22 protein-coding genes are annotated in these 23,484 nt (G+C 67.6%); 12 read left to right on the forward strand and 10 right to left on the reverse strand.

Going from position 1 to position 23,484, the window contains the following annotated elements; all coding sequences use genetic code 11:
- Positions 1 to 83 precede the first annotated feature (83 nt).
- The 7 genes from ACWKSV_RS12025 to ACWKSV_RS12055 all read left to right on the forward strand — a co-directional run bounded on the left by ACWKSV_RS12025 (position 84) and on the right by ACWKSV_RS12055 (position 9,761).
- Positions 84 to 1,643 carry a sensor histidine kinase gene (locus ACWKSV_RS12025; protein WP_168371529.1) on the forward strand — a complete coding sequence of 520 codons (1,560 nt, stop codon included), beginning with the start codon at positions 84 to 86 and terminating at the stop codon, positions 1,641 to 1,643.
- Positions 1,640 to 2,023 carry a response regulator gene (locus ACWKSV_RS12030; RefSeq protein WP_056435683.1) on the forward strand — a complete coding sequence of 128 codons (384 nt, stop codon included), beginning with the start codon at positions 1,640 to 1,642 and terminating at the stop codon, positions 2,021 to 2,023. The genes ACWKSV_RS12025 and ACWKSV_RS12030 overlap by 4 nt, the downstream gene beginning before the upstream one ends.
- Positions 2,020 to 2,796: a Crp/Fnr family transcriptional regulator gene (locus ACWKSV_RS12035; RefSeq protein WP_083706720.1), complete on the forward strand. Its 777-nt coding sequence runs from the start codon at positions 2,020 to 2,022 to the stop codon at positions 2,794 to 2,796. Before ACWKSV_RS12030 ends, ACWKSV_RS12035 begins: the two co-directional genes overlap by 4 nt.
- A gap of 195 nt (positions 2,797 to 2,991) precedes the next feature.
- Complete coding sequence (locus tag ACWKSV_RS12040; protein ID WP_483666802.1) at positions 2,992 to 5,679, forward strand: TonB-dependent receptor; 2,688 nt, start codon at positions 2,992 to 2,994, stop codon at positions 5,677 to 5,679.
- Positions 5,679 to 6,773 carry a phosphatidylinositol-specific phospholipase C1-like protein gene (locus tag ACWKSV_RS12045; protein ID WP_237243464.1) on the forward strand — a complete coding sequence of 365 codons (1,095 nt, stop codon included), beginning with the start codon at positions 5,679 to 5,681 and terminating at the stop codon, positions 6,771 to 6,773. Before ACWKSV_RS12040 ends, ACWKSV_RS12045 begins: the two co-directional genes overlap by 1 nt.
- 258 nt (positions 6,774 to 7,031) lie before the next feature.
- Entirely contained in the window at positions 7,032 to 8,540 is a 1,509-nt protein-coding gene (locus ACWKSV_RS12050) for a DUF1800 domain-containing protein (RefSeq protein ID WP_237243465.1), read from the forward strand.
- 9 nt (positions 8,541 to 8,549) lie between these two features.
- Positions 8,550 to 9,761 carry a DUF1501 domain-containing protein gene (locus ACWKSV_RS12055; protein ID WP_237243467.1) on the forward strand — a complete coding sequence of 404 codons (1,212 nt, stop codon included), beginning with the start codon at positions 8,550 to 8,552 and terminating at the stop codon, positions 9,759 to 9,761.
- Here ACWKSV_RS12055 and ACWKSV_RS12060 read toward each other — a convergent pair.
- The 3 genes from ACWKSV_RS12060 to ACWKSV_RS12070 form a co-directional block, all read right to left on the reverse strand.
- On the reverse strand, positions 9,699 to 10,199 hold the full coding sequence (locus ACWKSV_RS12060) for an Rrf2 family transcriptional regulator (protein ID WP_083706509.1): 501 nt from the start codon (positions 10,197 to 10,199) through the stop codon (positions 9,699 to 9,701). The genes ACWKSV_RS12055 and ACWKSV_RS12060 overlap by 63 nt on opposite strands.
- Before the next feature lie 321 nt (positions 10,200 to 10,520).
- Positions 10,521 to 11,315, reverse strand: coding sequence for a glutaminyl-peptide cyclotransferase (locus ACWKSV_RS12065; RefSeq protein ID WP_237243468.1), 795 nt, complete (start codon positions 11,313 to 11,315; stop codon positions 10,521 to 10,523).
- Positions 11,312 to 11,875 (reverse strand): helix-turn-helix domain-containing protein, encoded by a 564-nt coding sequence (locus tag ACWKSV_RS12070; RefSeq protein ID WP_056435693.1) that lies wholly within the window; start codon positions 11,873 to 11,875, stop codon positions 11,312 to 11,314. Before ACWKSV_RS12070 ends, ACWKSV_RS12065 begins: the two co-directional genes overlap by 4 nt.
- Positions 11,876 to 11,996: 121 nt before the next feature.
- On the opposite strand from ACWKSV_RS12070, the gene dapF reads away from it, so the two are divergent.
- Both dapF and ACWKSV_RS12080 read left to right on the forward strand, forming a co-directional pair.
- Entirely contained in the window at positions 11,997 to 12,932 is a 936-nt protein-coding gene (gene dapF / locus ACWKSV_RS12075) for a diaminopimelate epimerase (RefSeq protein WP_076714017.1), read from the forward strand.
- 189 nt (positions 12,933 to 13,121) lie between these two features.
- Positions 13,122 to 13,946 (forward strand): oxygenase MpaB family protein, encoded by an 825-nt coding sequence (locus ACWKSV_RS12080; RefSeq protein ID WP_076714018.1) that lies wholly within the window; start codon positions 13,122 to 13,124, stop codon positions 13,944 to 13,946.
- Positions 13,947 to 13,948: 2 nt separating this feature from the next.
- Here ACWKSV_RS12080 and ACWKSV_RS12085 read toward each other — a convergent pair whose 3' ends face one another.
- From ACWKSV_RS12085 to ACWKSV_RS12110, 6 genes are all read right to left on the reverse strand, one after another.
- Positions 13,949 to 14,869 carry a winged helix DNA-binding protein gene (locus ACWKSV_RS12085; RefSeq protein ID WP_076714020.1) on the reverse strand — a complete coding sequence of 307 codons (921 nt, stop codon included), beginning with the start codon at positions 14,867 to 14,869 and terminating at the stop codon, positions 13,949 to 13,951.
- A 146-nt stretch (positions 14,870 to 15,015) separates the two neighbouring features.
- Positions 15,016 to 16,554 (reverse strand): NAD(P)(+) transhydrogenase (Re/Si-specific) subunit beta, encoded by a 1,539-nt coding sequence (locus ACWKSV_RS12090; protein ID WP_076717726.1) that lies wholly within the window; start codon positions 16,552 to 16,554, stop codon positions 15,016 to 15,018.
- Between the two features lie 20 nt (positions 16,555 to 16,574).
- Positions 16,575 to 16,874, reverse strand: coding sequence for a proton-translocating transhydrogenase family protein (locus ACWKSV_RS12095; protein ID WP_076714022.1), 300 nt, complete (start codon positions 16,872 to 16,874; stop codon positions 16,575 to 16,577).
- 1 nt (position 16,875) lies between these two features.
- Entirely contained in the window at positions 16,876 to 17,208 is a 333-nt protein-coding gene (locus ACWKSV_RS12100) for an endonuclease domain-containing protein (protein WP_237243580.1), read from the reverse strand.
- A 119-nt stretch (positions 17,209 to 17,327) separates the two neighbouring features.
- Positions 17,328 to 18,449: an NAD(P) transhydrogenase subunit alpha gene (locus ACWKSV_RS12105; protein WP_076717728.1), complete on the reverse strand. Its 1,122-nt coding sequence runs from the start codon at positions 18,447 to 18,449 to the stop codon at positions 17,328 to 17,330.
- A 10-nt stretch (positions 18,450 to 18,459) separates the two neighbouring features.
- Positions 18,460 to 18,606, reverse strand: a complete 147-nt coding sequence (locus tag ACWKSV_RS12110) for an aa3-type cytochrome c oxidase subunit IV (RefSeq protein ID WP_042485366.1) — start codon at positions 18,604 to 18,606, stop codon at positions 18,460 to 18,462.
- Between the two features lie 248 nt (positions 18,607 to 18,854).
- Between ACWKSV_RS12110 and ACWKSV_RS12115 the strand changes: the two genes are divergently transcribed.
- Complete coding sequence (locus ACWKSV_RS12115) at positions 18,855 to 20,276, forward strand: sigma-54-dependent transcriptional regulator (RefSeq protein WP_076714024.1); 1,422 nt, start codon at positions 18,855 to 18,857, stop codon at positions 20,274 to 20,276.
- Between the two features lie 135 nt (positions 20,277 to 20,411).
- Here the strand turns inward: ACWKSV_RS12115 and ACWKSV_RS12120 are convergent, their stop codons facing one another.
- Complete coding sequence (locus ACWKSV_RS12120; RefSeq protein WP_056435713.1) at positions 20,412 to 21,296, reverse strand: bestrophin family protein; 885 nt, start codon at positions 21,294 to 21,296, stop codon at positions 20,412 to 20,414.
- A gap of 268 nt (positions 21,297 to 21,564) precedes the next feature.
- Between ACWKSV_RS12120 and thiD the strand changes: the two genes are divergently transcribed.
- Positions 21,565 to 22,392: a bifunctional hydroxymethylpyrimidine kinase/phosphomethylpyrimidine kinase gene (gene thiD, locus ACWKSV_RS12125; RefSeq protein ID WP_056436400.1), complete on the forward strand. Its 828-nt coding sequence runs from the start codon at positions 21,565 to 21,567 to the stop codon at positions 22,390 to 22,392.
- Positions 22,393 to 22,565: 173 nt separating this feature from the next.
- Positions 22,566 to 23,162 carry a ribonuclease HII gene (rnhB, locus tag ACWKSV_RS12130; RefSeq protein ID WP_191864647.1) on the forward strand — a complete coding sequence of 199 codons (597 nt, stop codon included), beginning with the start codon at positions 22,566 to 22,568 and terminating at the stop codon, positions 23,160 to 23,162.
- Positions 23,163 to 23,484: the final 322 nt, after the last annotated feature.

Raw genomic sequence — 23,484 nt, forward strand, 5'->3', positions numbered from 1 at the left:
AGCCCGCACCGGCCGGGATCGTTGACGCCGATCGGACCATTTCGCGCATGACTGAACTCGCCTCCCTTCATGGGCAAACGCCCTTGTCCGCTCCCCCCAGGGGGCCGCTGCCGCATGACTCGCATGTGCTGGCGGGGATCAACCGCATCCTGCAGGAAGCGCTGCGCGCCTCGACCGAAGAGGAGTTGGGCCAGCTGTGCCTGGCGGTGGCCGAGGACCTGACCGGCGCGGCGTTCAGCTTTTTCGGCGAGCGGCGGGACTCGCATGATCGGCTGGATCATATCGCGATCAGCGAGCGCGGCTGGGCCGCCTATGCGGGCGACGATCCCGACTTCAGCCAGCGCCAGTTGCCCAACGGCATGAAGATCCACGGCATTTTCGGCCAGGTGATCCTTCAGGATCGCAGCATGATCGTGAACGACCCCGCCAACCACCCCGACCGGGTGGGCACGCCGGAGGGTCATCCCATGTTGCGCAACTTCCTGGGCGTGCCACTGCGCCGCGATGGCGAGACCTTCGCGATGTTCGCCCTGGGCAACCATCCCACCGGCTTTACCGAGCGCGAACGCGCCATCGCCGAGGAACTGGCCCCCGCCATCGTCCAGGCCCTGTTGCGCAAGCGGGCCGAGGTGGCCTCGCGCGCCAGCCAGCGGCGGCTGCTGAGCCTGATCGAGGGTATCCCGCAACTGGTCTGGACGGCGACGCGCGACGGGCAATGGACCTGGGTCAGCCCGCAATGGGTCGCCATGACGGGGCTCAGCGTCGAGGAAAGCCTAGGCCATGGCTGGCTGGCCGCCGTCCACCCCGACGACCGCGATGCCGCGCGGCGTTTCTGGAACGGCGCGGGCGAGCATGGCGAGCTGGCGATGGAGGGGCGGCTGCGCCATGGCCAGACCGGCCGCTATCGCTGGTTCAAGACGCGCGCGACGCCGGTGCGCGACGATCACGGCACCATCGTCGAATGGTTCGGCACCTCGACCGATATCGACACGCTGCGCCGTCTTCGCGAGCGGCAGGAGACGCTGGTCGCCGAGTTGCAGCACCGGGTCCGCAACATCCTGACCATCGTCCGTTCGATCTTCACCCGCACCGTCGAGAGCGGCGGGCCGATCGACGAGATTTCGGATCATTTCCGCGGACGGCTCGACTCGCTGGCGCGTACCCAGGTGGTCGCAACGCAGACACGGTCGGGCCGGGTGGACCTGGAAAACCTGATCCGCGACGAGCTATTGGGTGTGGGCGCTATCGAGGACGACCGGCTGTCGATCGAAGGGCCGGACATCTCGCTGCCCGCGGATACGGCGGAAACCATGGGTCTGGCGATCCACGAACTGACCACCAATGCCCTGAAATATGGGGCGCTGCGCCATCCCGCCGGACGGTTGTCGATCGCGTGGGCGATCGAACTTAAATCAAATAGCGAATGCGAACTGATTGTAAAATGGGATGAAACGGGTGTACCAGCAATGCCGGTACCGCCTGTACGTCAGGGATTCGGGACCGAGTTGATCCGCGAGGCCTTGCCTTATGGGCTGGGCGCACGGACCAGACTGGAATTTCGCGGTGGCGGCGTCCTATGTGTGATAACGCTACCATGGGCTGCAGATGACGCCGACGCGTTGAACCGGAGCACCGAGGGATGAACCGCCGATCGCCGCTGGCCGACAAGCGTATCCTCGTGGTCGAGGACGAGTATTTCATTGCGCGCGACCTGGAGCGGGCGTTGCGCGCCGCCGACGCCATCGTGGTCGGCCCCGTCGCCACGCTGGAACAGGGGCTCGACCTTGCCGAGAACCAGCCGCTCGACGCGGCGGTGCTCGACGTCAATCTGGCGGGCGAACGTGCTTTCGAAATCGCGGACTGCCTGTCGGCGCGCGACGTGCCCTGGACCTTCCTGACCGGCTATGACGAATGGGCACTGCCCGCCCCCTATCGATCGGCCTCGATCGTCGCCAAGCCGTTCCAGCCCGACCGCATCATCCGCGCGATCGGCGCCCTGATACCCGACAAAGGATGCGCATGACCTCTTCCTCCGCCGCCCTGTCGTCCTCCCCGTCCTCGGCCGCCGCGTCCGAGGGGATTGCCGCCGCCGCGATCCGTCGGTTGACCGCGCTGACGCCGCTGGCCGACGCGGACCTCACGCTGCTCGACACCGCCGCCGACCGGGCGCTGACCTATCCGGTGCGCCACACCTTCCAGACGATCGGCCGCCCGGTGGCCGACCCGCTGCTGCTGTTGCAGGGCTGGGCCGCGCGGGTGCGGATCCTGCCCGACGGGCGGCGGCAGTTCATGAGCTTCTACCTGCCGGGCGACGTCATCGGTTCGACGCATCATGCGCACCCCATCGCCTCCGCGACGGTGGTGGCCATCACCGAATGCGTCGCCTGCCCCGCCCCCGCCGCCCCCGCCGGATCGGGACTGGCCCAGGCCTATGCCGTCGGCGAGGCGCTGGATGAGGCCTATCTGCTGGGCCATGTCGTCCAGCTCGGCCGACTGAACGCGCAGGAGCGGATCAGCGATTTCCTGCTCGAAATCTATGAGCGGCTGTCGTTCGCCGGGCTGACCGTGGGCGGCAGTTTCGAGATGCCGCTGACCCAGGAAATGCTGGCCGATGCGCTGGGCCTGACCCCGGTGCACGTCAACCGGATGATCCAGCAGGCGCGGCGCGACGGCGACCTGATGTGGAAATCGGGCCGCGTCCTGCTCCGCGATCCCGAACGCACCGCGCGCACCATCGGCCGGTTGAGCCCGCAGGTGACCGGCACCCAGACCATGCCGCAGGCGAGAGTGGACTGATGCGGAAAATTCCTCCCCTTGCCGGGGAGGAATCAAGCCGTTCGGATCATCACCCACCATTCCCGCATCATTCTGATGACTTTCTGACCCGTTCAGCCTGTTTCACACAGTCGTCATCAATTTTACGCCAAGCTGACACCGACCGATCCTAACGCCCCCGCCGAACCGGCAAGACAGCCGATGGGGGATCAAGACATGCTGACGTTTCGCGGCCTGCTGAAGGCATCGGTTTCGCTTATTCTGGTGACGGGCCCGCTCGCCGCCCATGCGCAGGACAGTGCAGGTGCAGGGGCAGGCGCCACCGCCGCCGCGCCGCAGGCCGCGCAGGCGACCGATGCCGACGCCATGGGCGAGGATATCGTCGTCAACGGCACCTATGCGCGCAGCCTGGCGGCAGGCATCGAGACCAAGCGCCGTGCCGCTTATGGTGTCGACTCGATCAGCTCGACCGATATCGGCAAGTTCCCGACCCAGAACGTCGCCGAAGCATTGCAGCTTGTCCCCGGCGTGGCGATCACCCGCCCGCGCGGCGAGGGCCTGTATGTCAGCGTCCGTGGCCTGGGGCCGCAGTTCCAGAACACGCTGATGAACGGCCGCACCGTCGCGCTGAACGACCTGATCGAGAATGGTGGTGCCGCCGGGCGTCAGTTCCGCTTCGAGATGCTGCCCGCCGAATTCACCTCGAGCATCGACGTGGTGAAGACGCCGACCGCCGACATGAGCGAAGGCGCGCTGGGCGGCAATATCGACGTCAAGACCTTCCGCCCGCTGGAGGTCGGCAACAAGACGACCGTCAACATTCGCGGCACCTATACGACCCAGACCAAGGATGTCCGCCCCAACGTCACCGTGCTGACCAGCGCGAAGAACGGCGACGGCACCTTCGGCATCCTGGCGGGCGCGCAGTACTGGGGCAAGACGGTCCGCAACGACCGCTTCATGAATTTCGGCTGGTTGACCGACCGCTACACGGCGGCCAACAAGGGCGGCATTCCCGCCGGTCTCTACTCGCCGACCCGCACCCGTCCGACCGTCGAGACCGAGGATCGCAAGCGCATCTCCGGCATCGTGTCGGCGCAGTGGCAGCCGACGCCCGACCTCCAGACGACGCTCGACGTGGTCGCGACGCGCCTCGACGTCGCCTATGACGAGTTCGGCCTCGACATCTATCCCTATGACGGCGGCACGGCGGGCGGCCCCCCGGCGCAGATCCAGCCGGGCTATACGGTCGTCGGCGATACGATCACCAAGGCGACGATCAACAATGTCCGCTTCATGGGCACGCGCGAATACAGCCTCAACCGCCACGACCTGCTGACCGTCGGGCTGAAGCAGACGTGGAACCCCGATCGCTGGCATGTCACCGCCAACGTCAACTGGTCGGCGGCGCACAGCTATCACCCCGATTACCGCACCGGCACGGTGCGCAGCCGCGCCTATTTCGTCGCGCCGCTGACCTATGACGCGAGCGCCGGTTACCAGTCGGTGCCGACCTTCACCACGCCGGTCGATGTCACCAACCCGGCCAATTACAAGCTGTTCCAGTTCAACATCGCACCGAAGGACAGCAAGGACTGGGACTTCTATTCGCGCCTCGATATCGGTCATGATTTCGACGGTTTCCTGTCGAAGCTGCAGGCGGGTGGCGAATATCACTGGCGCAAGCGCGACTATTTCCGCCGCGATTACCTGATCGACACCGCGACCAACCAGCCGCTGACCAACCTGGGCGCGGGCGCGTATCAGCAGCTTCCCTATGACGACTTCCTGTCCGGCGTGTCGGGCAACGGCTTCCGCAACTGGCTGGTGCCCGTCAGCCAGGCCTATGTCGGCAATTTCTTCACCCCCGCCATCCAGGCGCAGCCGATCACCAATGGCGACCGCCGTTCATCCTTCGTCGTGTCGGAAAAGATTGCGGCGGCCTATGTCCGCGCCGATTACCAGTTCGATGCGGGCGCGGTGCCCGTCACCGGCAATCTGGGCGTCCGCTATGTCCATACCGATCAGGTGGCGAGCGGCACCCTGACCAGCGGCAATCTCGCCACTCCGGTCAGCTACCCCAAGACGTTCAACAACGTCCTGCCCAGCTTCAACCTGCGCGCCGACCTGTCGCAGAAACTGGTCGGTCGCCTCGCCGCCAGCCGGGTGCTGACCCGTCCCAACGTCACCGACACCGCGCCGCGCATCACCGTGTCGACCGACGCGCCGACCGCCAGCGGCGGCAACCCGCAGCTGGTGCCGTTCCTCGCCACCCAGTTCGACGGGTCGCTGGAATGGTATTTCGCGCCCTCGGGCATGCTGTCGGGTGCGGTCTTCTACAAGGCGATGGACAATTACATCACCCAGTCGAATACCGAGATCAATATTCCGGGTCGCGGCACCGTCCGGCTGTCCAGCTCGGTCAATGGCGGCAATGCCAAGGTCTATGGCGCGGAAGCAGCCTATAGCCAGGTCTTCACCTTCCTGCCCGAACCGTTCGACGGCTTCGGCGTGCAGGGGTCCTACACCCACACGGAAGTGAAGGCCGATTACACGGCGGGGTCGCGCACCATCAAGGATCAGCTGATCGGCCTGTCGAAGAACAGCTTCAACCTGGTCGGCTTCTACGACAAGGGGCCGCTGTCGGCGCGCCTCTCCTATGTCTGGCGCGACAAATATCTGTCGAGCACGGGCAGCACGGTGCAGGCGCCCACTTACGTCGCCGCCTTCGGTTCGCTCGACGGCCAGCTGTCGGTGCGCGCCGCCGACAATCTGACGCTCAGCCTGGAGGCGATCAACATCGCGGGCGCGCATCAGGATACCTATAACGACAATGCTCTGCGCTTCGGCGAGATCAACTATTACGGCCGGACGATCCTGTTCGGCATCCGGGCGGAGTTCTGATGAAGGCTTTCCTCACCCTGGCGGCGGTCCTCGCGACCGCCGCCGCTCCGGCACCGCAAGCAGGCTTGCGGATGAACGACATCCAGGTCGTCGGATCGCACAACAGCTATAAGAAGCGGATCGCGTCTGCGGTCTTCGCCGAACTGGAGCGGCGTGACCCGAAGCTTGCCGCCGCGCTGGATTACGATCACCTGACGCTCGCACAGCAGCTCGACCGGGGCGTGCGCCAGCTGGAGATCGACATCTTCGCCGATCCCGAGGGCGGGCGCTTCGCCCATCCCAAGGGCGAGACGTTGGCCAAGGCGGCGGGCCAGCAGACCGGCTTCGACGAGGCCGCCATGCTGAAGCCCGGCTTTAAGGTCTTTCACATTCCCGAAGTCGACTACCGCTCCTGCGGCACGTTCAAGCAGTGCATCGGCCAGATCGACGCCTGGTCGCGCGCGCATCCGCGCCACGTGCCGATCATGGTGACGATCAACGCCGCCGACCGGCCGATCAACAAGCCCGGCGTCACCGATCCGCTGCCGCTGACCGCGCCGCTGCTCGACGCGCTGGATTCGGAAATCCGCGACGTGCTGAAGCCCGACCGGATCATCACGCCCGATGACGTGCGCGGCAATGCGAAGACCTTGCGTGAAGCCGTCACGACCAAGGGCTGGCCGACGCTGGAGCAGGCGCGCGGGAAAATCTACTTCGTCCTCGATACCCCCAGCGATGTGTCAGACCGTTACCGCGCCGGGCATCCTTCGCTCAAAGGCCGCCCGATCTTCGGCTGGTACGACACCGACCAGCCCGAGGCGTCGGTCGAGATCGCCGGTGACCCGCGCACCGACGGGGCCAAGATCAGGGAGTGGGTGAAACAGGGCTTTATCGTCCGCACCCGCAGCGACGCCGACACGGTCGAAGCCCGCGCCAACGATCATGCCCGCCAACAGGCCGCGATCGACAGCGGCGCGCAGGCGGTGTCGACCGACTATTATCCCGGCGCACCGACGCGGGCGTGGCAGCGGGGCTTCACGGTAACGCTGACGGGCGGGGTGATGGAGCGGTGCAACCCGGTGACGCAGCCGGTGGGTTGCAAGCTGCCGAAGTAAAATCCTCCCCGGCACGGGGAGGTGGCAGCGCGCAAGCGCTGACGGAGGGGGATTTCCTCATAGGACATCTCCTACGGCACTCCCCCCTCCACCAGCTTCGCTGGTCCCCCTCCCCGCCGAGCGGGGAGGATTGATGGAGGGCCGCTGACGTCCTTTTCATCTCCGGGCAAGCCGGGGTTCAGCCTCCCGACGACATAGTGATCTCCGAAGAAGCCTGCGCCCAACCCGTTGGCGGCAGGCGGAAATGGAGAGCGAGGCGTGGCGCGGATCGCTTCCTGGATCGGCATGATGGCGCTGATGGCCCCGGTTCCGGCCTATGCCGCCGACCCCGCGCGTGACGCGGCCTGGGCGGAACGGCTCGGCTGGGGGCCGTCGGCCGCGCCCGAAACCGGGCCTGCCCCGGGCAGCGATGCCTGGTTGCGGCGTCAGTTTGACGACCAGCCCGCCCCCCTGCCCCCCGCCGTCCAGGCGCAGATCGACGCGATGCGCATTTCCCGGGAGCGCGTCGCCGCGCTCGTCGTCGAGACCGACGCGATGCAACGCGATTTCAAGGCGATCGCCGACCCCGACCAGAAAAAAGCCGCCCGCGAAGCCTATCAGAAGGCGATGAACGGCCTGGCCGACGAAGCCCGGCAACGCTTCGTCCTGCGCGCGCTCTATGCGCCCGACCAGCTGCGCGAGCGGATGACCTGGTTCTGGTTCAACCATTTCAACGTGCAGGCGGCCAAGCGCGACATCCGCGCGATGGTCGGCGATTATGAGGAAACGATCCGCGCCCACGCGCTGGGCCGGTATCGCGACCTGCTGGAGGCGACGCTGCGCCACCCGGCGATGCTGCGCTATCTGGACAACGACCAGAACGCCAAAGGCAAGATCAACGAGAATTATGCGCGCGAGATCATGGAGCTGCACTCCATGGGCGTCGGGTCGGGATACAGCCAGCAGGATGTGCAGGAACTGGCGCGCATCCTGACCGGGGTCGGCATCGACCAGAAACCCGATGCGCCGAAACTGAAGCCCGAGCTTCAGCCGCTCTACATCCGCGCGGGCCTGTTCGAGTTCAATCCGGCCCGCCATGATTTCGGCACCAAGCATTTCCTGGGCCACACCATCACCGGGTCGGGCTTCGCCGAGGTCGAGCAAGCGCTGGACCTGATCGCCGAGAGTCCGGCGACCGCACATCATGTCAGCCTGAAACTGGCGACCTATTTCATGGGCGACAATCCACCGCCCGCTTTGGTCGACCGGATGGCGGCGAAATTCCGCCAGAGCCATGGCGACATCGCCGAGGTGCTGAAGACCATGATCCGGTCGCGCGAATTTTCGGGCTCGCTGGGCAAGGGCTTCAAGGACCCGGTCGGCTATACGCTGTCGGCGGTGCGGCTGGCTTATGGTGACCGGGCGATCACCAATGCGCAGCCGGTGGTCGGCTGGATCCGCCAGATGGGGGAAGGTCTGTACGATCACGAGACGCCCGATGGTTACGACCTGTCGAGCGCGGCTTGGGCAGCGCCGGGGCAGATGGCGACGCGGTTCGACATCGCGCGGCAACTGGGCAGTGGTGCGGCGCGGCTATTCCAGCCCGCCGATGCCGCGCCGGGCACCCCGCCCCCGCCTTCCCCGCCGCCGATGCTGAAGGATTCTCCCATCCTCGCCGCGCGGATGCCGATGCTGGGCAAGCCGACACTCGCGGCACTCGGCCAGGCGCGGTCCCCGGCGGAGTGGAACGCGCTCTATTTCTCCTCACCCGAATTCATGCACCGATAGGAGGATCGCATGATGTTCCCCCATCTTCATCGCCGTGACCTCTTGCGCGGAGCCGCCGCGCTCGCCCCCATGGTGATGGCGGGCCGTGCCTTTGCCGCGCCGCAGGCGGGCAGCCGGTTGCTGGTCGTGTTCCTGCGCGGCGCCTATGACGCGGTGAACATCGTCGTGCCCAGCACCAGCGACTTCTACCGCCAGTCGCGCCCGACCATCGCACTGCCCAAACCCGATCCGGCCAACCCGAACGCGCCGTTGCCGCTCGATGCCGACTGGGCGCTGCACCCGGCGCTCAAGGACTCGATCCTGCCGCTATGGCAGGCCAAGCAGATCGCTTTCATACCCTTTGCGGGCACCGACGATATGAGCCGCAGCCATTTCGAGACCCAGGACACGATCGAGCTGGGCCAGCCGGTCGGCGGCCACCGCGATTACGGCTCGGGCTTCATGGCGCGGCTGGCGGATATCCTGGGCACGGGCGAGCGGCCGATCGCCTTTACCGACCAGCTGCCGTTATGCTTTCGGGGCAGCGAGGACCCGATCCCCAATCTGGCACTCGCCAATGTCGGCAAGCCGATCGACCAGCGCCAGGCCGCTCTGATCCAGAGCATGTATGCCGGACACCCCGACCTCGCCCGCTCGGTCAGCGAAGGCTTCACCGTGCGCGACACCGTCTACAAGACGCTGGATCAGGAGATGAAGGCCGCCAGTCGCGGCGCGGTCTCCGCCAAGGGTTTTGCGCTGTCGGCGCAGCGGATCGGCACGCTGATGCGCGACCGGTTCAACCTGGCGTTCGTCGATGTCGGCGGCTGGGACACGCATGTGAACCAGGGCGGCGCGACCGGCTATCTCGCCGACCGGATGGGCGATCTGGGACGGGGCCTTGCCAGCTTCGCCCAGGCGATCGGGCCCGACGCATGGCGCACCACCACGGTCGTCGTCGTGTCGGAGTTCGGCCGCACCTTCCGCGAAAATGGCGATCGGGGCACCGATCACGGCCATGGCAGCATCTATTGGGTGCTGGGCGGCGGCGTGTCGGGCGGGCGCATGGCGGGCGAACAGGTCGCCCTGTCCGCCGCCACGCTCAACCAGGATCGCGATCTGCCGGTGCTGACCGATTACCGCGCGATGATCGGCGGGCTGGTCCAGCGGCAGTTCGGCCTGTCAGGCGACCGCCTCGCGACGTTGTTCCCCAACACTCGCCCGGCCGATTTGAATCTCGTCTGACCCTGCCCCATCGCTACCGGCCCTTGCACGGATATCGTCCAGCACGTCGTCGAGCGTCAGCCCGGCCAGCTTGTTCTCCAGGGCCTCTCGCACCGGGGTCAGGATCGATTCCAGGCTGGACGTGATATGCCGGTCGATCATCCCCTCGCCTTCGGGCGGCTGGCGATGAAAGGCGAAGAAGTTCCGGTCCTCCACCGCCTGATACACATCGACCAGCCTGATGTCGGACGACGGCTTGGCGAGCATCGCCCCGCCGCGATTGCCCAGTTGCGACCGGGTCAGCCCCGCCGCCGCCAGCCGCAGCAGCAGCGCGCGGACCACCGCCGCGTTGGAATTGACGCTGACCGCGATATCCTCGGAGCGCAGCGGCGTATCGCCATGCTCCGCCATCAGCGCGAGCATATGCAGCGAGACGACAAAACGAGTACTGGTCGGCAAGAAACTGCGCTCCCTTATCCACCTGCCCCGCGCATCACCCCGTGAACGAGGGGCATGGCGGGATTGCATGACGATCGGATCATGGCGGCCTTAAACGCTATAATCCATGTTATATTTATACCAATATACTACGGTAACGCTCCAGTCATCCGCCGTATCCAACACTTTATCCGTCGGATTGGGGGACACGCACATGTCATGGAGCCCGACGGGCTTCGTCGGACTTGCCACGATATCGCCCTTGGGCGTGACGACCCCGGGCTGCACGATCGTGCGGCCGATGGGCGGCTGGCCGGGCGGGGCGATACCGACTGACCGGGATCAGCGCGCCGCCTTGGGCAGGCGAATCTCGAACAGCTCGGGCCAGTTCTTGCCGGTCACGAAGATGCGATGCCTGGCCCGGTCATAGGCGATGCCGTTGGCCACCGAATCCCGATCGGTCAGCCCGACGCGCGCGACCAGATCGCTAAGGTCGACGACGCCCGCGACCACGCCCGTCGCCGGATCGATCCGCACGATATAGGGCGTCATCCAGACATTGGCCCAGACCTGCCCGTCGATATATTCCAGCTCGTTCAGATTGCGCAGCGGCCGTCCGTTCACCGTCACGTCCAGCGTGCGGACGACCTTCATCGTGGCGGGGTCCAGGAAGCGCAGGCGCGGCGTACCGTCCGACAGGATGATGTGATGCCCGTCATCGGTCATCGCCCAGCCTTCGCCGTCATAGCGCCACTCGCCCAGCTTCTTGAGCGCCGGGCGGCTCCAGCGGAAACCGCGTCCGCCATGCCAGGTGACGCTGCGCAGTTCCGCCCCCCAGGCGACGATGCCCTCGCCGAACAGGCCATCGGGCACGGTCGCGCGGCGCAGCGTCTTGCCGGTGGCCAGATCGACCTGGCGGATAAAGCTCTCCCCCTCACGCCCGGTGCTTTCGTACAGCGTGCCGTCGGCGATCAGCAGCCCTTCGGTGAAGGCTGTCGGATCGTGGGGGAAGGCATGGACCAGCACGGGCTTTTCGATCGGCGGCGGGGTCGGCGCGGCGGGGGCGGGCGTCGCCTGTTGCGGCACGGCGGCGGGCCCTGCCAGCGCAAGGACCAATGGCAGGATGGCGCGGATCACAGCGTGCGCACCAGCCGCGCCACGCGCGCGATCCAGGCGGGCGCGGACACCGTCACCCCCGCCGCCCCGGGCTCCAGCGGCAACAGGCGCAGCGCGTCAGGCATCACGCCCGCCAGCCGGGCAAAGACATAGCCACCGGCGGCGCGGGGCACGAGGATATCGCGATTCATGGCATCGGCGAACCTATCGGGGGCCAGCGGTTCGCACCAGAGCTCATCGCCCGCGCGGTAATCGCCGACCGCGCCGCTGACCGTCACCGCCAGCATCCCCGGCGTCGCACAGGGCGGCGAGACCGAGCGGGCGCTGCGCGGCGCCACGGCGCCACGCGGTCCCAGCAACGCCGCGACCGGCAGCGTCTCGCGGATCGGCAACGTCACCAGATCGGCGGGCGTGCAGCCCAGGGCGGCGGCGATCCGGTTCAGCCAAGGCAGCGAGACGGTGCGCGTGCCCATCTCCAGCCGCCCGATCGTCTGCGGCGTGGTGGGGGGCGAGCAGGCGCGGGCGACATCGTCCAGGGTCATGCCCTTGGCCCGGCGCACCTCGCGGATCGCGGTAATCATCCCCCTCTTCCCCTTCCGTTTTTCGACCCGACGGCCCGGCCCCATCCATATGGCCCGCCCATCTGGCGAACCCGGTCCGGCTGGGCTAAGCGCCACATCCTGTCCTGTCGGAGTTATCGCCATGCGGTTCGCGATCGTCAAATGCCATGGATCGGGCAATGATTTCCCGATGATCGACGCCCGCGACCTGTCGCTTTCCGAGGCCGAATGGGCGGGCGTCGCGCGTGCGCTGGCCGACCGGGCGGGGCCGGTGGGCGGCGACGGGCTGCTGCTGCTGGTCCCGGGTGACGAACGCGCGGCGTTCGGCATGGTGATGCGCAACAGCGATGGCAGCGAGGCGGAGACCTGCCTCAACGGCGTGCGTTGCGTCGCGCGCGCGGGGTTCGAGGCGCTGGGGATCGCGGCGGCCACCGTACGACTGAAGACATCGCACGCCGATGCGGTCCACGATGCCGACCTCGCACCCGGCGTCTATACGGTGCGCGAGACGGCGGGCCCTGCCGGACTGTCGACCGCCGCCTGGCCGATCCATGGTGCCCCCGAGCGACTGGTCGAGGCGGTGCTGCCCATGCTCGATGCGGACAAGTGCTTCACCGCCGTCACCATGCCCAACCCGCATCTCGTCCATTTCGTCGAGACGGTGGACGAAGCCGAACTCGTCCGCCTGGGCGAAATCTGCGAGGCGGCGCCCGACTGGCTGCCCAACCGCGCCAATGTGTCCTTCGTCGAGGTGCGCGGGGACTCGCTGTTCGTCCGTACCTTCGAGCGCGGTGTGGGCCTGACCGACAGCTGCGGCAGCGCGATGGCGGCGTCGACCTATGCCGCATGCCTGACCGGGCGGATCGCCTGGGACGCGCCGACCGTGGTGTTCAATCGCGGCGGCCTGGTCCGCGCCTTTGCGGGCGAGGACGGGATGGTCACGCTGTCGGGCAATGCGACCTATGAATGGGCGGGGTCGGTGACGGTCGACCTGGCCAGCGAAACGGCGCGTGACATGGTGGTGGAGCGACGCTTCCCCGAGGAGATCGCCGCCTGGGAGGCCGCCAAGCGGGGGTAAGCGGCGGATGGACGGCGAGCCACCCACTCGCCCCCCGCCCCGTTCAGCCTGAGCGAAGTCGAAGGCCACGGAATCGGCCTCGCCGCAAGCGCGGGGCGTGCACTTCGACTTCGCTCAGTGCGAACGGGCGTGGGGGCTAAGAACGTCCGCCCCCACGCAACGCCCCGCTACCCGGCGCGTTCTCCCCCCATGCTTCCTGTCCGCCGCCAGATCGCCGACCAGATACGCGACGTGGTCGGGAGCCGTCAGCTCGACCTGACCCGGCCGCCAGGAGATGACGGGCTGTTCGGCCCCGGCTCCGCGACCTGGGTCGTGCATGGCGACTTCACCGCGATGATGGCGGGCGGGATCGCCTCGCTGCTGGTCCAGATGCTGCACCCCGCCGCCCTTGCAGGCGTGTGGGACCATAGCGATTTCCGCCGCGACATGGCCGGGCGGCTGCGGCGGACGGCGGGGTTCATCTCGGTCACCACCTATGGCGCGACCGAGGCCGCCGAGCGGATGATCGCGCGCGTGCGGGCGGTGCATGACCGGGTTGGCGGCACCCTGCCCGACGGCACGCCCTATGCGGCGAACGATCCGCATCTGCTGACCTTCGTCCACGCCGCCGAAGTCGACAGCTTCCTACGTGCGCATCGCACCTATCGTGATCCCGATTTCTCCGATGCCGAGGCGGATCGCTATCTGGCGGAAATGGCGACGATCGCCCAGCGGCTGGGGGCCGAGCAGGTGCCCGAGACCCGGCAGCAGCTGGCGCGCTTCCTGGATTCGATCCGCCCCGAACTGCGCGTCGATGCGCGGACGCGGGCGGTGGCGCGCACCCTGCTCAACCAGCCAGCACCCACCCCCGCCCTCGCGCCGGTCAGCAATTGGCTGACCCAGGCGGGTATCGCGCTGCTCCCCGACTGGGCGGCGCGGTTGCATGGGCTGGACGGTTACGGCGCGGTCAGACCGGCGATCCGGGCGGGCACGCGCGGACTGGGCGGCGCGATCCGCTGGGCACTGGCGGGATAGACCTAGACACCGCCGATCCGGTTCAGCGCGTTCAGATAGCCCCGCATCCCCTCCTGCGCGCGATCGGTCAGCACCATGAAGGCGCGGCGGCGATCGGCGGGATCGGGCTGGCGCGCGAACAGCCCCGCCTCGGTCATCTTGCCGATCCAGCGCAGCGCGGTGGTCGGCGCGACGGCGGCGGCGATGCACAGGCTGGACACAGACACCCGCGTTCCCTCCAGATGCGCGGCATAGAGGTCGAGCAGCATGTCCCAGGCCGGTTCCTCGAACAGCCTGCCCTCGAAAAACCCGTCGCGCAGCCGCCGGGCGCGGATCATCCGGCGGACCCGTTCGGCATCGCCCGGCTGGGCGCGCGGCGGGGCGGCGTGGAAGCTCTGATGCCGGTCGCCGACGCCACCGCGCCGGTCCTCGTCCTCCTGCACCGACAGCCTGGTTAGTGCCTCGGCGATGCGTGCGACCTCGGCGTTCAACTTGCGCAGCCGTTCGGACTCGCCCTCGCGGACATAGGCGTGGAGCAGCGCCGCGCCGCCATGGCTGGCCCCCGCCACCGCCAGCGCGGCGACCAGTTCCAGCGGGCTGGCGTCGCACAGCATCGCCACGCGCGGGCCGATCAGCATCGCGGCGACCAGATCGATATCGCCCGTCGCCATGCTGACCACGATGGGCAGGTCCAGCGCGGTGGCGACCGCGTCGATGCGGGCGAGCGCGATCTCCATCGTCGCCACCTCCGCGCCGTGCGTGTCGACCAGCAGCAGCGGCCGCCCCGCCTGTTGCCCGATCTCCTCCGCCACCGCCGGCCAGGCGATATGGCGCAGCATCCGGCCGCCCGCCTGCCCGACCAGATCGCCCGCCGCCTGCGCCAGCGCGGGCACGCCGATCACCACGACCGCAAAGCCGGTGCCGTAAAGATCCTGTTCGTCCACGCTCGTCCCCCGCCGCCAGCCTTGCGGGCTGGTCCATCGTCATGGCCGCGATCAGCGCAACGGGCGCGGGGCCCCCGCCCCTTCGCCCATGCGCCGATGCAACCCCGACCGACGTCCGGGAGTCGACGTCAGTCCGAATCGGACACTCAGCCGAGTGCCTTGACGATCTCTTCGACCATCTTCTTGGCGTCCGCCAGAAGCATCATGGTGTTGTCGCGATAAAATAGCTCGTTATCGACGCCCGCATAACCGACGCCGCCCATCGAACGCTTGATGAACAGCACCGTCTTGGCCTTTTCCACGTCGAGCACCGGCATGCCGTAAATGGGCGACGACTTGTCGGTCTTGGCCGCCGGGTTGGTCACATCGTTCGCGCCGATGACGAAGGCGACATCGGTCTGCGCGAATTCGGCGTTGATGTCCTCCAGCTCGAACACCTCGTCATAGGGCACGTTCGCCTCGGCCAGCAGCACGTTCATATGGCCGGGCATCCGCCCCGCGACCGGGTGGATGGCGTATTTGACCCGTACGCCTTCCTTCTTGAGCAGGTCGCCCATCTCGCGCAGGACATGCTGCGCCTGAGCCACCGCCATGCCGTAACCAGGGACGATGACGACCTGTTCGGCCTGGCTCATCAGGAAGGCCGCGTCCTCGGCGCTGCCGCGCTTCCACGGGCGGTCGACCGCCGCCCCGCCGCCGGCGCTTCCCGCATCGGTGGCGCCGAAGCCGCCCGCGATCACGCTGATGAAGCTGCGGTTCATCGCCCGGCACATGATATAGGACAGGATCGCGCCCGAGCTGCCGACCAGCGCGCCGGTGATGATCATCGCGCTGTTGTGGAGCGTGAAGCCCATCGCGGCGGCGGCCCAGCCCGAATAGCTGTTCAGCATCGACACCACGACCGGCATGTCCGCGCCGCCGATGGGAATGATCAGCAGGAAGCCGATCACGAAGGACAGGATGGTGATCGTCCAGAAGATCCATGGCGACTGATCCCGCGTGAACATCGCCACCAGGATGACGATCGCGCCCAACAGCCCCGCGTTCAGCGCATGGCGGCCGGGCAGCAGGATCGGTTTGCCCCCCATATTGCCGTTGAGCTTCAGGAAGGCGATGACCGAGCCGGAAAAGGTGATCGCACCGATCGCCACGCCCAGCGCCATTTCGACCCGGCTGACGACATGGATGCTGGCAAAGGGCTGGCCGATCATCGGCACCACCATGTCGGCGATGTCGAAGGCGACCGGGTTCAGGAAGGCGGCACAGGCGACCGCGACGGCGGCGAGGCCGACCAGCGAGTGGAAGGCGGCGACCAGCTGCGGCATCGCGGTCATTGCGATGCGGCGGGCGGTGGTGATGCCGATTGCTGCGCCGAGGCCGATGGCGGCGAGAATTTCGAGAACGGCGACCCAATCAATCTGAGAACCAAAGGGGCAAATGGCCCCTCCAATTTCACATGCCGTCGTCCAACCGGAGCCTATCGATGGCACGTGCGTCACCAACGTCGTGACGACCGCGATCGCCATCCCGATCATGCCGAAGCGATTGCCCCGCTGGCTGGTCGTCGGGCTGGACAGCCCGCGCAGCGCCAGGATGAAGCATACCCCCGCTACCAGATAGGCGAGCGAAACGAAGGGGTTCGTGGCAACGGCCTCTACCGCAGGGGCAAGCGGCGCGGGTGGCAGCGCAGGTGACACTGGGGCGATCACGAGCGCTTCTCCTTCTTGCGGTACATGGCGAGCATGCGCTGCGTCACCGCAAAGCCACCGAAGATGTTGATGCTGGCCAGCACCACCGCCGCCAGCCCCAGCCATTTGGCCACGCCCGATCCCGTCGCGCCCAAAGAGGCGGCGGCGGCGATCAGCGCCCCGACGATGATGACCGAGGAGATGGCGTTGGTGACCGCCATCAACGGCGTATGCAACGCGGGCGTCACCGACCAGACGACATAATAGCCGACGAAACACGCCAGCACAAAGATCGACAGGATCGCTATGAAGTCCATGCTATTCCTCCCCGGCACGGGGAGGGGGACCGCTCGCCGCAGGCGAGTGGTGGAGGGGGGCCGCCGCCAGCGAGACGATCGAGGCGGCAACCGCCTCGGCATCGCGCAGGATATCGGCGGCTCCGATCCGCATGACCCTGTACCCGTTTTCGTTCAAATATCGGTCACGCGCCGTGTCGCGAATAGGCCGTGCCTCGACGCCATGTATGGCGCCGTCGACTTCGACGATCAGGCGCGCCTTGGCGCAAAAGAAGTCGGCTACATAGCAGCCTATGGGATGCTGTCGCCGGAACCGCATACCATCCGGCGAACCGCGCAAGTGTTGCCAGAGCATGACTTCGGGCAATGTCATCGTCCGTCGCAGCTTGCGTGCCAGCGCTACTTCGGGCCGAGGCATTTGCCGAATGCCCCCTCCACCGGCTTCGCCGGTCCCCCTCCCCGTGCCGGGGAGGATCATTGCGACAACCTCGGGTTCACCACCTGGCCGCCGCGGGTCAGCCGGATCGCGTCGCCGATCTCGGCGTCCAGCACGGGACGCCCGGCCTCCTTGTCCCAGAAGGCCGCCAGGAAATTGTGCAGGTTGCGCGCGAACAGCGCCGAGGCATCGGCCGCCAGGCGGCTGGGCATGTTGCGGTGGCCGATGATCCTGACGCCGTGTCGCTCGGCAACCTCGCCCGGCACCGCGCCCTCGACATTGCCGCCCGCCTCGACCGCCAGGTCGACGATGACGCTGCCGGGCCGCATCGTCGCGATCTGGGCGTCCGTCACCAGCTTGGGCGCGGGGCGGCCGGGGATCAGCGCGGTGGTGATGACGATATCCTGCTTTGCGATATGCCCGGCGACCAGTTCGGCTTGCGCACGGCGATAGTCCTCGCTCGTCTCGCCCGCATAGCCGCCGGTGCCCTCGCCCTCGATGCCCGCCACGCCCTCGACAAAGATCGGCTTGGCGCCGAGCGACTGGATCTGCTCCTTCGTGGCCGAGCGGACATCGGTGGCCGACACCTGCGCGCCCAATCGCCGGGCGGTCGCGATCGCCTGGAGCCCCGCCACGCCGACACCCATCACGAAGACGCGGGCTGCCGGGATCGTCCCCGCCGCCGTCATCATCATCGGAAAGGCGCGGCCATAGGCGCTCGCCGCCTCCAGCACCGCCTTGTAACCCGCCAGATTCGACTGGGACGACAGGATGTCCATCGACTGCGCACGGGTGATGCGCGGCATCCAGTCCATCGCCATCGCCTCCAGCCCCGCCGCCGCATAGGCCGCAACCATGTCACCGCGACGGAAGGGATCGAACGCCGCGATCACCCAGGCACCCGGCGCGGTCCCGTCCAGCGTCGCGGGTTCGGGCGCCTGCACCGCCAGGACGATCGCCGCCCCCGCCAGCACCCCGGCGCGTTCGCCGAGCTGCGCGCCCGCCTGCTCGTAATCGCTATCGGCGATGCCCGCCCCGAGCCCGGCGCCCCGCTCCACCGCCAGCGTCGCGCCCAGCGCGGTCAGCTTCTTGACGGTTTCCGGCGTGGCGGCGACGCGGGCCTCGTCGGCTGCGGTTTCGCGCAGCACCGCGATGCGCAGGGCCACCGGATCAGGCGATCAGCCAGAGGACGATCGCCACTAGGATGGCGGCGACCACCGCGCCCCATTTCAGCATGCCGATCATCAGGTCATAGGTGGCGACATGCGCCTTCATGCCGCCGGGGCCGTTGTTGATGCCGGTATCGTTGCCCGCCATGATCCTCACCTCCGCTATCGTCCTGCCGCCGTGACCCGCGCCGCATGAACCTGTCGGAGCTTATTCGACGGACCGCCGGGATCAACCCCGAAACGACCGGCGCGGATCCGTGCCGCTTTCGGCGTGATCCGCCAACCATCTCAAAAATGATCCGGGGCCAGCCTATGGCAAAAGGGATTGTCCCGAATTAACGCGGATTTTAACAAAGTTGCGCTATACAGTGGCGAATAGGGGTTACAGGACAAGCTATGACGCGCAACGGCCAACGTTTGCTGCTGCTGATCGATGACGAGCCGGCACAGCAACGCCTGATCGCGGCGCTGGCGCAGCGCGGCGGATGGCGCACGCTGTTCGCGACGGATGCGGACATGGCGGCCTCGGTCCTGGGTTCGGCACAGGGGCGCGAGCTGGACGCCGTGCTGATCGACCATTGGGCGCCGGGCACCGACGCCACCGCGCTGATCGCCGACTGCCACGCCCTTCGCCCCGAACTGCCCATCCTGATGCTGACCGCCAATGATTCGGTGGCGCAGGCGGTGGCGGCGATCCGCGCCGGTGCGACCGACTTCCTGGTCAAGCCGCTCGCCCCCGAACGGCTGCTCGCCGCGCTGGAGGCCTGTGTCGCGGGCCAGACCAGCGGTGAGCTTCGCCCGCTGACCGAGAAGATTCCCGCCCTTCTCGCCTTTGACGAGATCGTCGGCGACGCCCCCGACTTCCGCGCCGCGCTGGCCGTCGCCGCCAAGGCCGCGCGCACCCGTGCCCCCGTCCTGATCGAGGGCGAAGGCGGCGTCGGCAAGGAATCGCTCGCCATGGCGATCCACGCCGCCTCGCCCCGTGCCGAGCGGGCGATGATCGGCGTCAACTGCTCGACGATCGCGGCCAACCTACTCGACAGCGTGATTTTCGGCCATGAGGAAGGCGCCTTTGCGGGTGCGTTCGAACGGCGCATCGGCCAGATGGTCGAGGCGCATGGATCGACGCTGTTCCTCGACGAAGTGTCGGGAATGCCGCCCGAAACCCAGGCACGGCTGCTCGACACGCTCCAGACCGGCGCGATCCTGCCGCTGGGCGCCCGCCATGCGCGCGAGGTCGATGTGCGGATCATCGCGGCCAGCGACGTACGGCTGGTCGAGGCGGTCGAGGCCGGGCGTTTCCGCGAGGACCTGTATTACAAGCTGAACGTCACCCATGTCGCCGTGCCGCCGCTGCGCGAGCGCGCCGACGACATCGCCGCGCTGACCCGCCATCTGCTCGACCGCATCGCGCAGCAGCCGGGCCTACGCCAGCTCGACATCACCGAGGACGCGCTCGACCTGCTCCGCCGTTACGACTGGCCGGGCAATGTCCGTCAGTTGCAGAACGCGCTCTTCCGCGCCGCCGTGCTGTGCGAGGGCGATGCGCTGACCACCGCCGATTTCCCGCAGATCGCCTCGCTGGGGGATCGCCCCTCCGCCACGACAGGCGCGACGGCGGGAAGCCTCAATGGCGGGGTCAGCCTGTTCCGCCCCGACGGGCATCTCCGCCCGCTGGAAGATATCGAGGCCGACGTCATCCGCCTCGCCATCGGCCATTATCGCGGCCGCATGACCGAGGTCGCCCGGCGACTGGGGATCGGCCGCTCGACGCTTTATCGCAAGCTCGGCGAACTGGGCATCGACAACGCGGCTTGAGAGATAATTCCTCCCCTGCAAGGGGAGGGGGACCAGCGAAGCTGGTGGAGGGGTGTCGCCATCTCGATAGCGGGACACCCCTCCGTCAGCACTTCGCGCTGCCACCTCCCCTTGCAGGGGAGGAATAAGACAAGCTTACCACAACACCCCGTCGACCGGCTTCATCGGCTCGGGCGCGGGGTCGCCGATCGCCTGGAGCAGGTCGATCTCGATCGTCCGGCACATGGCGCTGAGCGGCAGGTCGTGGACCGTGTCGCTGAACGGATCGACCAGATCGTCACCGATCTGCAGCGCGGCCAGGAACATCAGCCCCGCGATCGACGAGCCGACCGGCGTCGCGAAACCCAGCGTCTCGACCAGGCCGATGGGCAGCAGCACGCAGAACAGCCGGGTGAAAAAGGCCGGGATGAAGCGATACTGGTTGGGCAGCGGCGTGTTCTTCAACCGCTCCATGCCGCCCTGCGAGTTGGCGATGTCGACCAGCACCGATTCCATCTGCGCCTGCTGGATGGTGTCGATCCAGCCCCGGCGCTGCGCATCGGCGATGCGGCGGCCGGTACCGTCGAGCAGGCCGTTGGCGGTGTTGGTCCGTGCCAGCGCGGGTTCGGCCTCGCCGTGCGACAGGAAACGCAGCACCTCGCCATCGACCGGCTGCTTACGCAACTGGCAGCGTAGCGCGTTCACATAAGCGATCTGGCGCAGCACGATCGACCGCTTCAGGTCATGCCCTTCAGGTTCGGGCAGGAAGTTGCGCGCACTGCGCGCGATGTTGCGCGAGGCGTTGATCATCAGGCCCCAGAGCTGCCGCCCCTCCCACCAGCGCTGATAGGCCGAATTGGTGCGGAACCCCAGGAACAGCGCCAGTGCGGTACCGAACAGCGTCAGCGGCAGCGAGGGCGCCTTGAAGGGCAGGACATAATAGGCGACCGTGACGATCACGTCCCAGATGAACAGCGCCAGCAGCGGACGCCAAACCTCGGCGATGATGATTCGAGTGCGGGGTACGGCATCGACGATCAACTCTGGTCTCCCTCATCATCCACGATGCGCAGCAACGCGAAAGCACGCCGATGGATGCGCGACCGAAATAATGACGCGGTGCAGCAGGAGAAGGGGCCGGAGGGGTCCGGAAATCAAACGTCACGAACAGGCCATATAGCCGCCGTCCATTCTCTGGCGACCAAGTGCTTCTTTCCGCGACCCTTTCTGCGCCATGTCGCTGATGGACACCGCCCCTGTCCGCGTGGTCGCGCTTGCCCGGCACCGGCCCGCCGGGCATGACAAAAATATGAGCGCCACGCCCCCGCCCCGCATCCTGATCGTCGCCGGTTCCGATTCAGGCGGAGGTGCGGGGATACAGGCGGATATCAAGACGGTCGCGATGCTGGGCGGCTATCCGATGACCGCGATCACCGCGATCACCGCGCAGAACACGCTGGGCGTACAGGCGGTCCACCCCGTCCCGACCGACATGGTGATGGCGCAGATCGACAGCGTGCTGGCGGATATCGGCGCGGATGCCGTCAAGATCGGCATGATCGGATCGGCCGAGACCGCCCACGCGCTGGCCGACCGGCTGGAGGCGCTGGACCTGCCCGTCGTGTTCGATCCGGTGATGATCGCAACCAGCGGGTCGGTGCTGGCCGATGCGGACGTGATTGCCGCCTTTCGGCGTTTCCTCGGGCTGGCCGCGCTGACCACGCCCAACCTTCCCGAACTGGCGGCGCTGGGCGGCGAGGCGGTGGTGCGGCACCAGACGCGCGCCCTGCTGGTCAAGGGCGGCCATGGCGAAGGTCCGGTGATCGAGGACCGGCTGGTCGAGTCCGGGGCCGAGCAACGCTGGCAGCATCCCCGTCGCGAGACGAGCTCGACCCATGGCACCGGCTGTACGCTGGCCAGCGCCATCGCGACCGGGCTGGGCCAGGGATTGCCGCTGGCCGACGCGGTCGACCGCGCCATCGCCTTCGTCCAGGCCGCGCTCGCCGCCGCCCCGGGACTCGGCCGGGGGCATGGGCCGATGGGGCATGGCCTGGGCATGGTGCCTTTTTACCATCTGCTCGCCGCGATCAGCCGCGAAGGCTGGGACGCCGCCGCCTTTGCCGCGCGCTGGGGGTGAGCCTTATCCTCCCCGGCACGGGGAGGTGGCAGGCCGCCAGGCCTGACGGAGGGGGGCTCCCACACAGGATGACCTTTGCGGCACACCCCCTCCACCAGCCTGCGGCTGGTCCCCCTCCCCGTGCCGGGGAGGATCATCTTCCCTTCCCCGCCACCCCGCGATAGAGCGCGCTCATGGTCGATCACAATTTTCCCGCCCCCCTGTGCGGCGTGGACGAGGCGGGTCGTGGACCGCTGGCGGGGCCGGTGGTCGCCGCCGCCGTCATCCTGCCCGAACGGGACTGCCCCCCCGGCATCAACGATTCCAAGAAGCTGACCGAAAAGACGCGCGCGCGCCTATGTGCCGAGATTCGTGGCTGCGCGGTCGTCGGGGTCGGGATCGTCCACCCCGAGGAGATCGACCGGCTCAACATCTATTGGGCGACGATGAAGGCGATGACGCTGGCGGTCGACGCGGTGGTCGAGGCACTGGGATGCCATCCCGCCCATGTGCTGGTCGACGGCAACAAGCTGCCCAAATGGGATTACAGCGCCACCGCGATCGTCGGGGGCGATGCCAAGTCGCTGGCGATCGGCGCCGCCTCGATCGTCGCCAAGCATGTCCGCGATGAGATGATGATCGCGGCGGCGGCGGAGTGGCCCGCTTATGGCTGGCACAGCAACAAGGGCTATGGCTCGGCCGTCCATCTGGCGGCGCTGCGCGAACATGGCCCGACGCCGCTCCACCGCCGCAGCTTCGCGCCCGTGGCGCAATGCTATCTGGATTTGTGACGCCCTAATTCCTCCCCATCGTCAGATGGGGAGGGGGACCGCGCCCGAAGGGCGTGGTGGAGGGGCGTGGCCGCTCCGTCAGCCCCTCCACCACCGCTGACGCGATGGTCCCCCTCCCCAAGCCGAGCTTGGGGAGGATTTTAGGTTAACCGCGAGTCGCAACGGCCACACCCCACTCCCTTGGGGGCGAAGTTATCCACAGCCCCAACATCTGCCACGAAATCGCAACACGTCACCGAATCTGGCGGAATCGCGCGAGTCGCGGACATGAATCGCCTCTTGACGTGCGACTCGTTCCGGGTGGATGCGAGGGTTCGAGGGT

Source organism: Sphingomonas sp. SphC10 (genome assembly GCF_057004845.1).

Coding starts and splice junctions, on each gene's coding strand:
- ACWKSV_RS12030 (WP_056435683.1), top strand. CDS start 1,640: ATGAACCGCCGATCGCCGCTGGCCGACAAGCGTATCCTCGTGGTCGAG.
- ACWKSV_RS12035 (WP_083706720.1), top strand. CDS start 2,020: ATGACCTCTTCCTCCGCCGCCCTGTCGTCCTCCCCGTCCTCGGCCGCC.
- ACWKSV_RS12040 (WP_483666802.1), top strand. CDS start 2,992: ATGCTGACGTTTCGCGGCCTGCTGAAGGCATCGGTTTCGCTTATTCTG.
- ACWKSV_RS12045 (WP_237243464.1), top strand. CDS start 5,679: ATGAAGGCTTTCCTCACCCTGGCGGCGGTCCTCGCGACCGCCGCCGCT.
- ACWKSV_RS12055 (WP_237243467.1), top strand. CDS start 8,550: ATGATGTTCCCCCATCTTCATCGCCGTGACCTCTTGCGCGGAGCCGCC.
- ACWKSV_RS12070 (WP_056435693.1), bottom strand. CDS start 11,875: ATGATTACCGCGATCCGCGAGGTGCGCCGGGCCAAGGGCATGACCCTG.
- dapF (WP_076714017.1), top strand. CDS start 11,997: ATGCGGTTCGCGATCGTCAAATGCCATGGATCGGGCAATGATTTCCCG.
- ACWKSV_RS12080 (WP_076714018.1), top strand. CDS start 13,122: ATGCTTCCTGTCCGCCGCCAGATCGCCGACCAGATACGCGACGTGGTC.
- ACWKSV_RS12095 (WP_076714022.1), bottom strand. CDS start 16,874: ATGGACTTCATAGCGATCCTGTCGATCTTTGTGCTGGCGTGTTTCGTC.
- ACWKSV_RS12100 (WP_237243580.1), bottom strand. CDS start 17,208: ATGCTCTGGCAACACTTGCGCGGTTCGCCGGATGGTATGCGGTTCCGG.
- ACWKSV_RS12110 (WP_042485366.1), bottom strand. CDS start 18,606: ATGGCGGGCAACGATACCGGCATCAACAACGGCCCCGGCGGCATGAAG.
- ACWKSV_RS12115 (WP_076714024.1), top strand. CDS start 18,855: ATGACGCGCAACGGCCAACGTTTGCTGCTGCTGATCGATGACGAGCCG.
- thiD (WP_056436400.1), top strand. CDS start 21,565: ATGAGCGCCACGCCCCCGCCCCGCATCCTGATCGTCGCCGGTTCCGAT.
- rnhB (WP_191864647.1), top strand. CDS start 22,566: ATGGTCGATCACAATTTTCCCGCCCCCCTGTGCGGCGTGGACGAGGCG.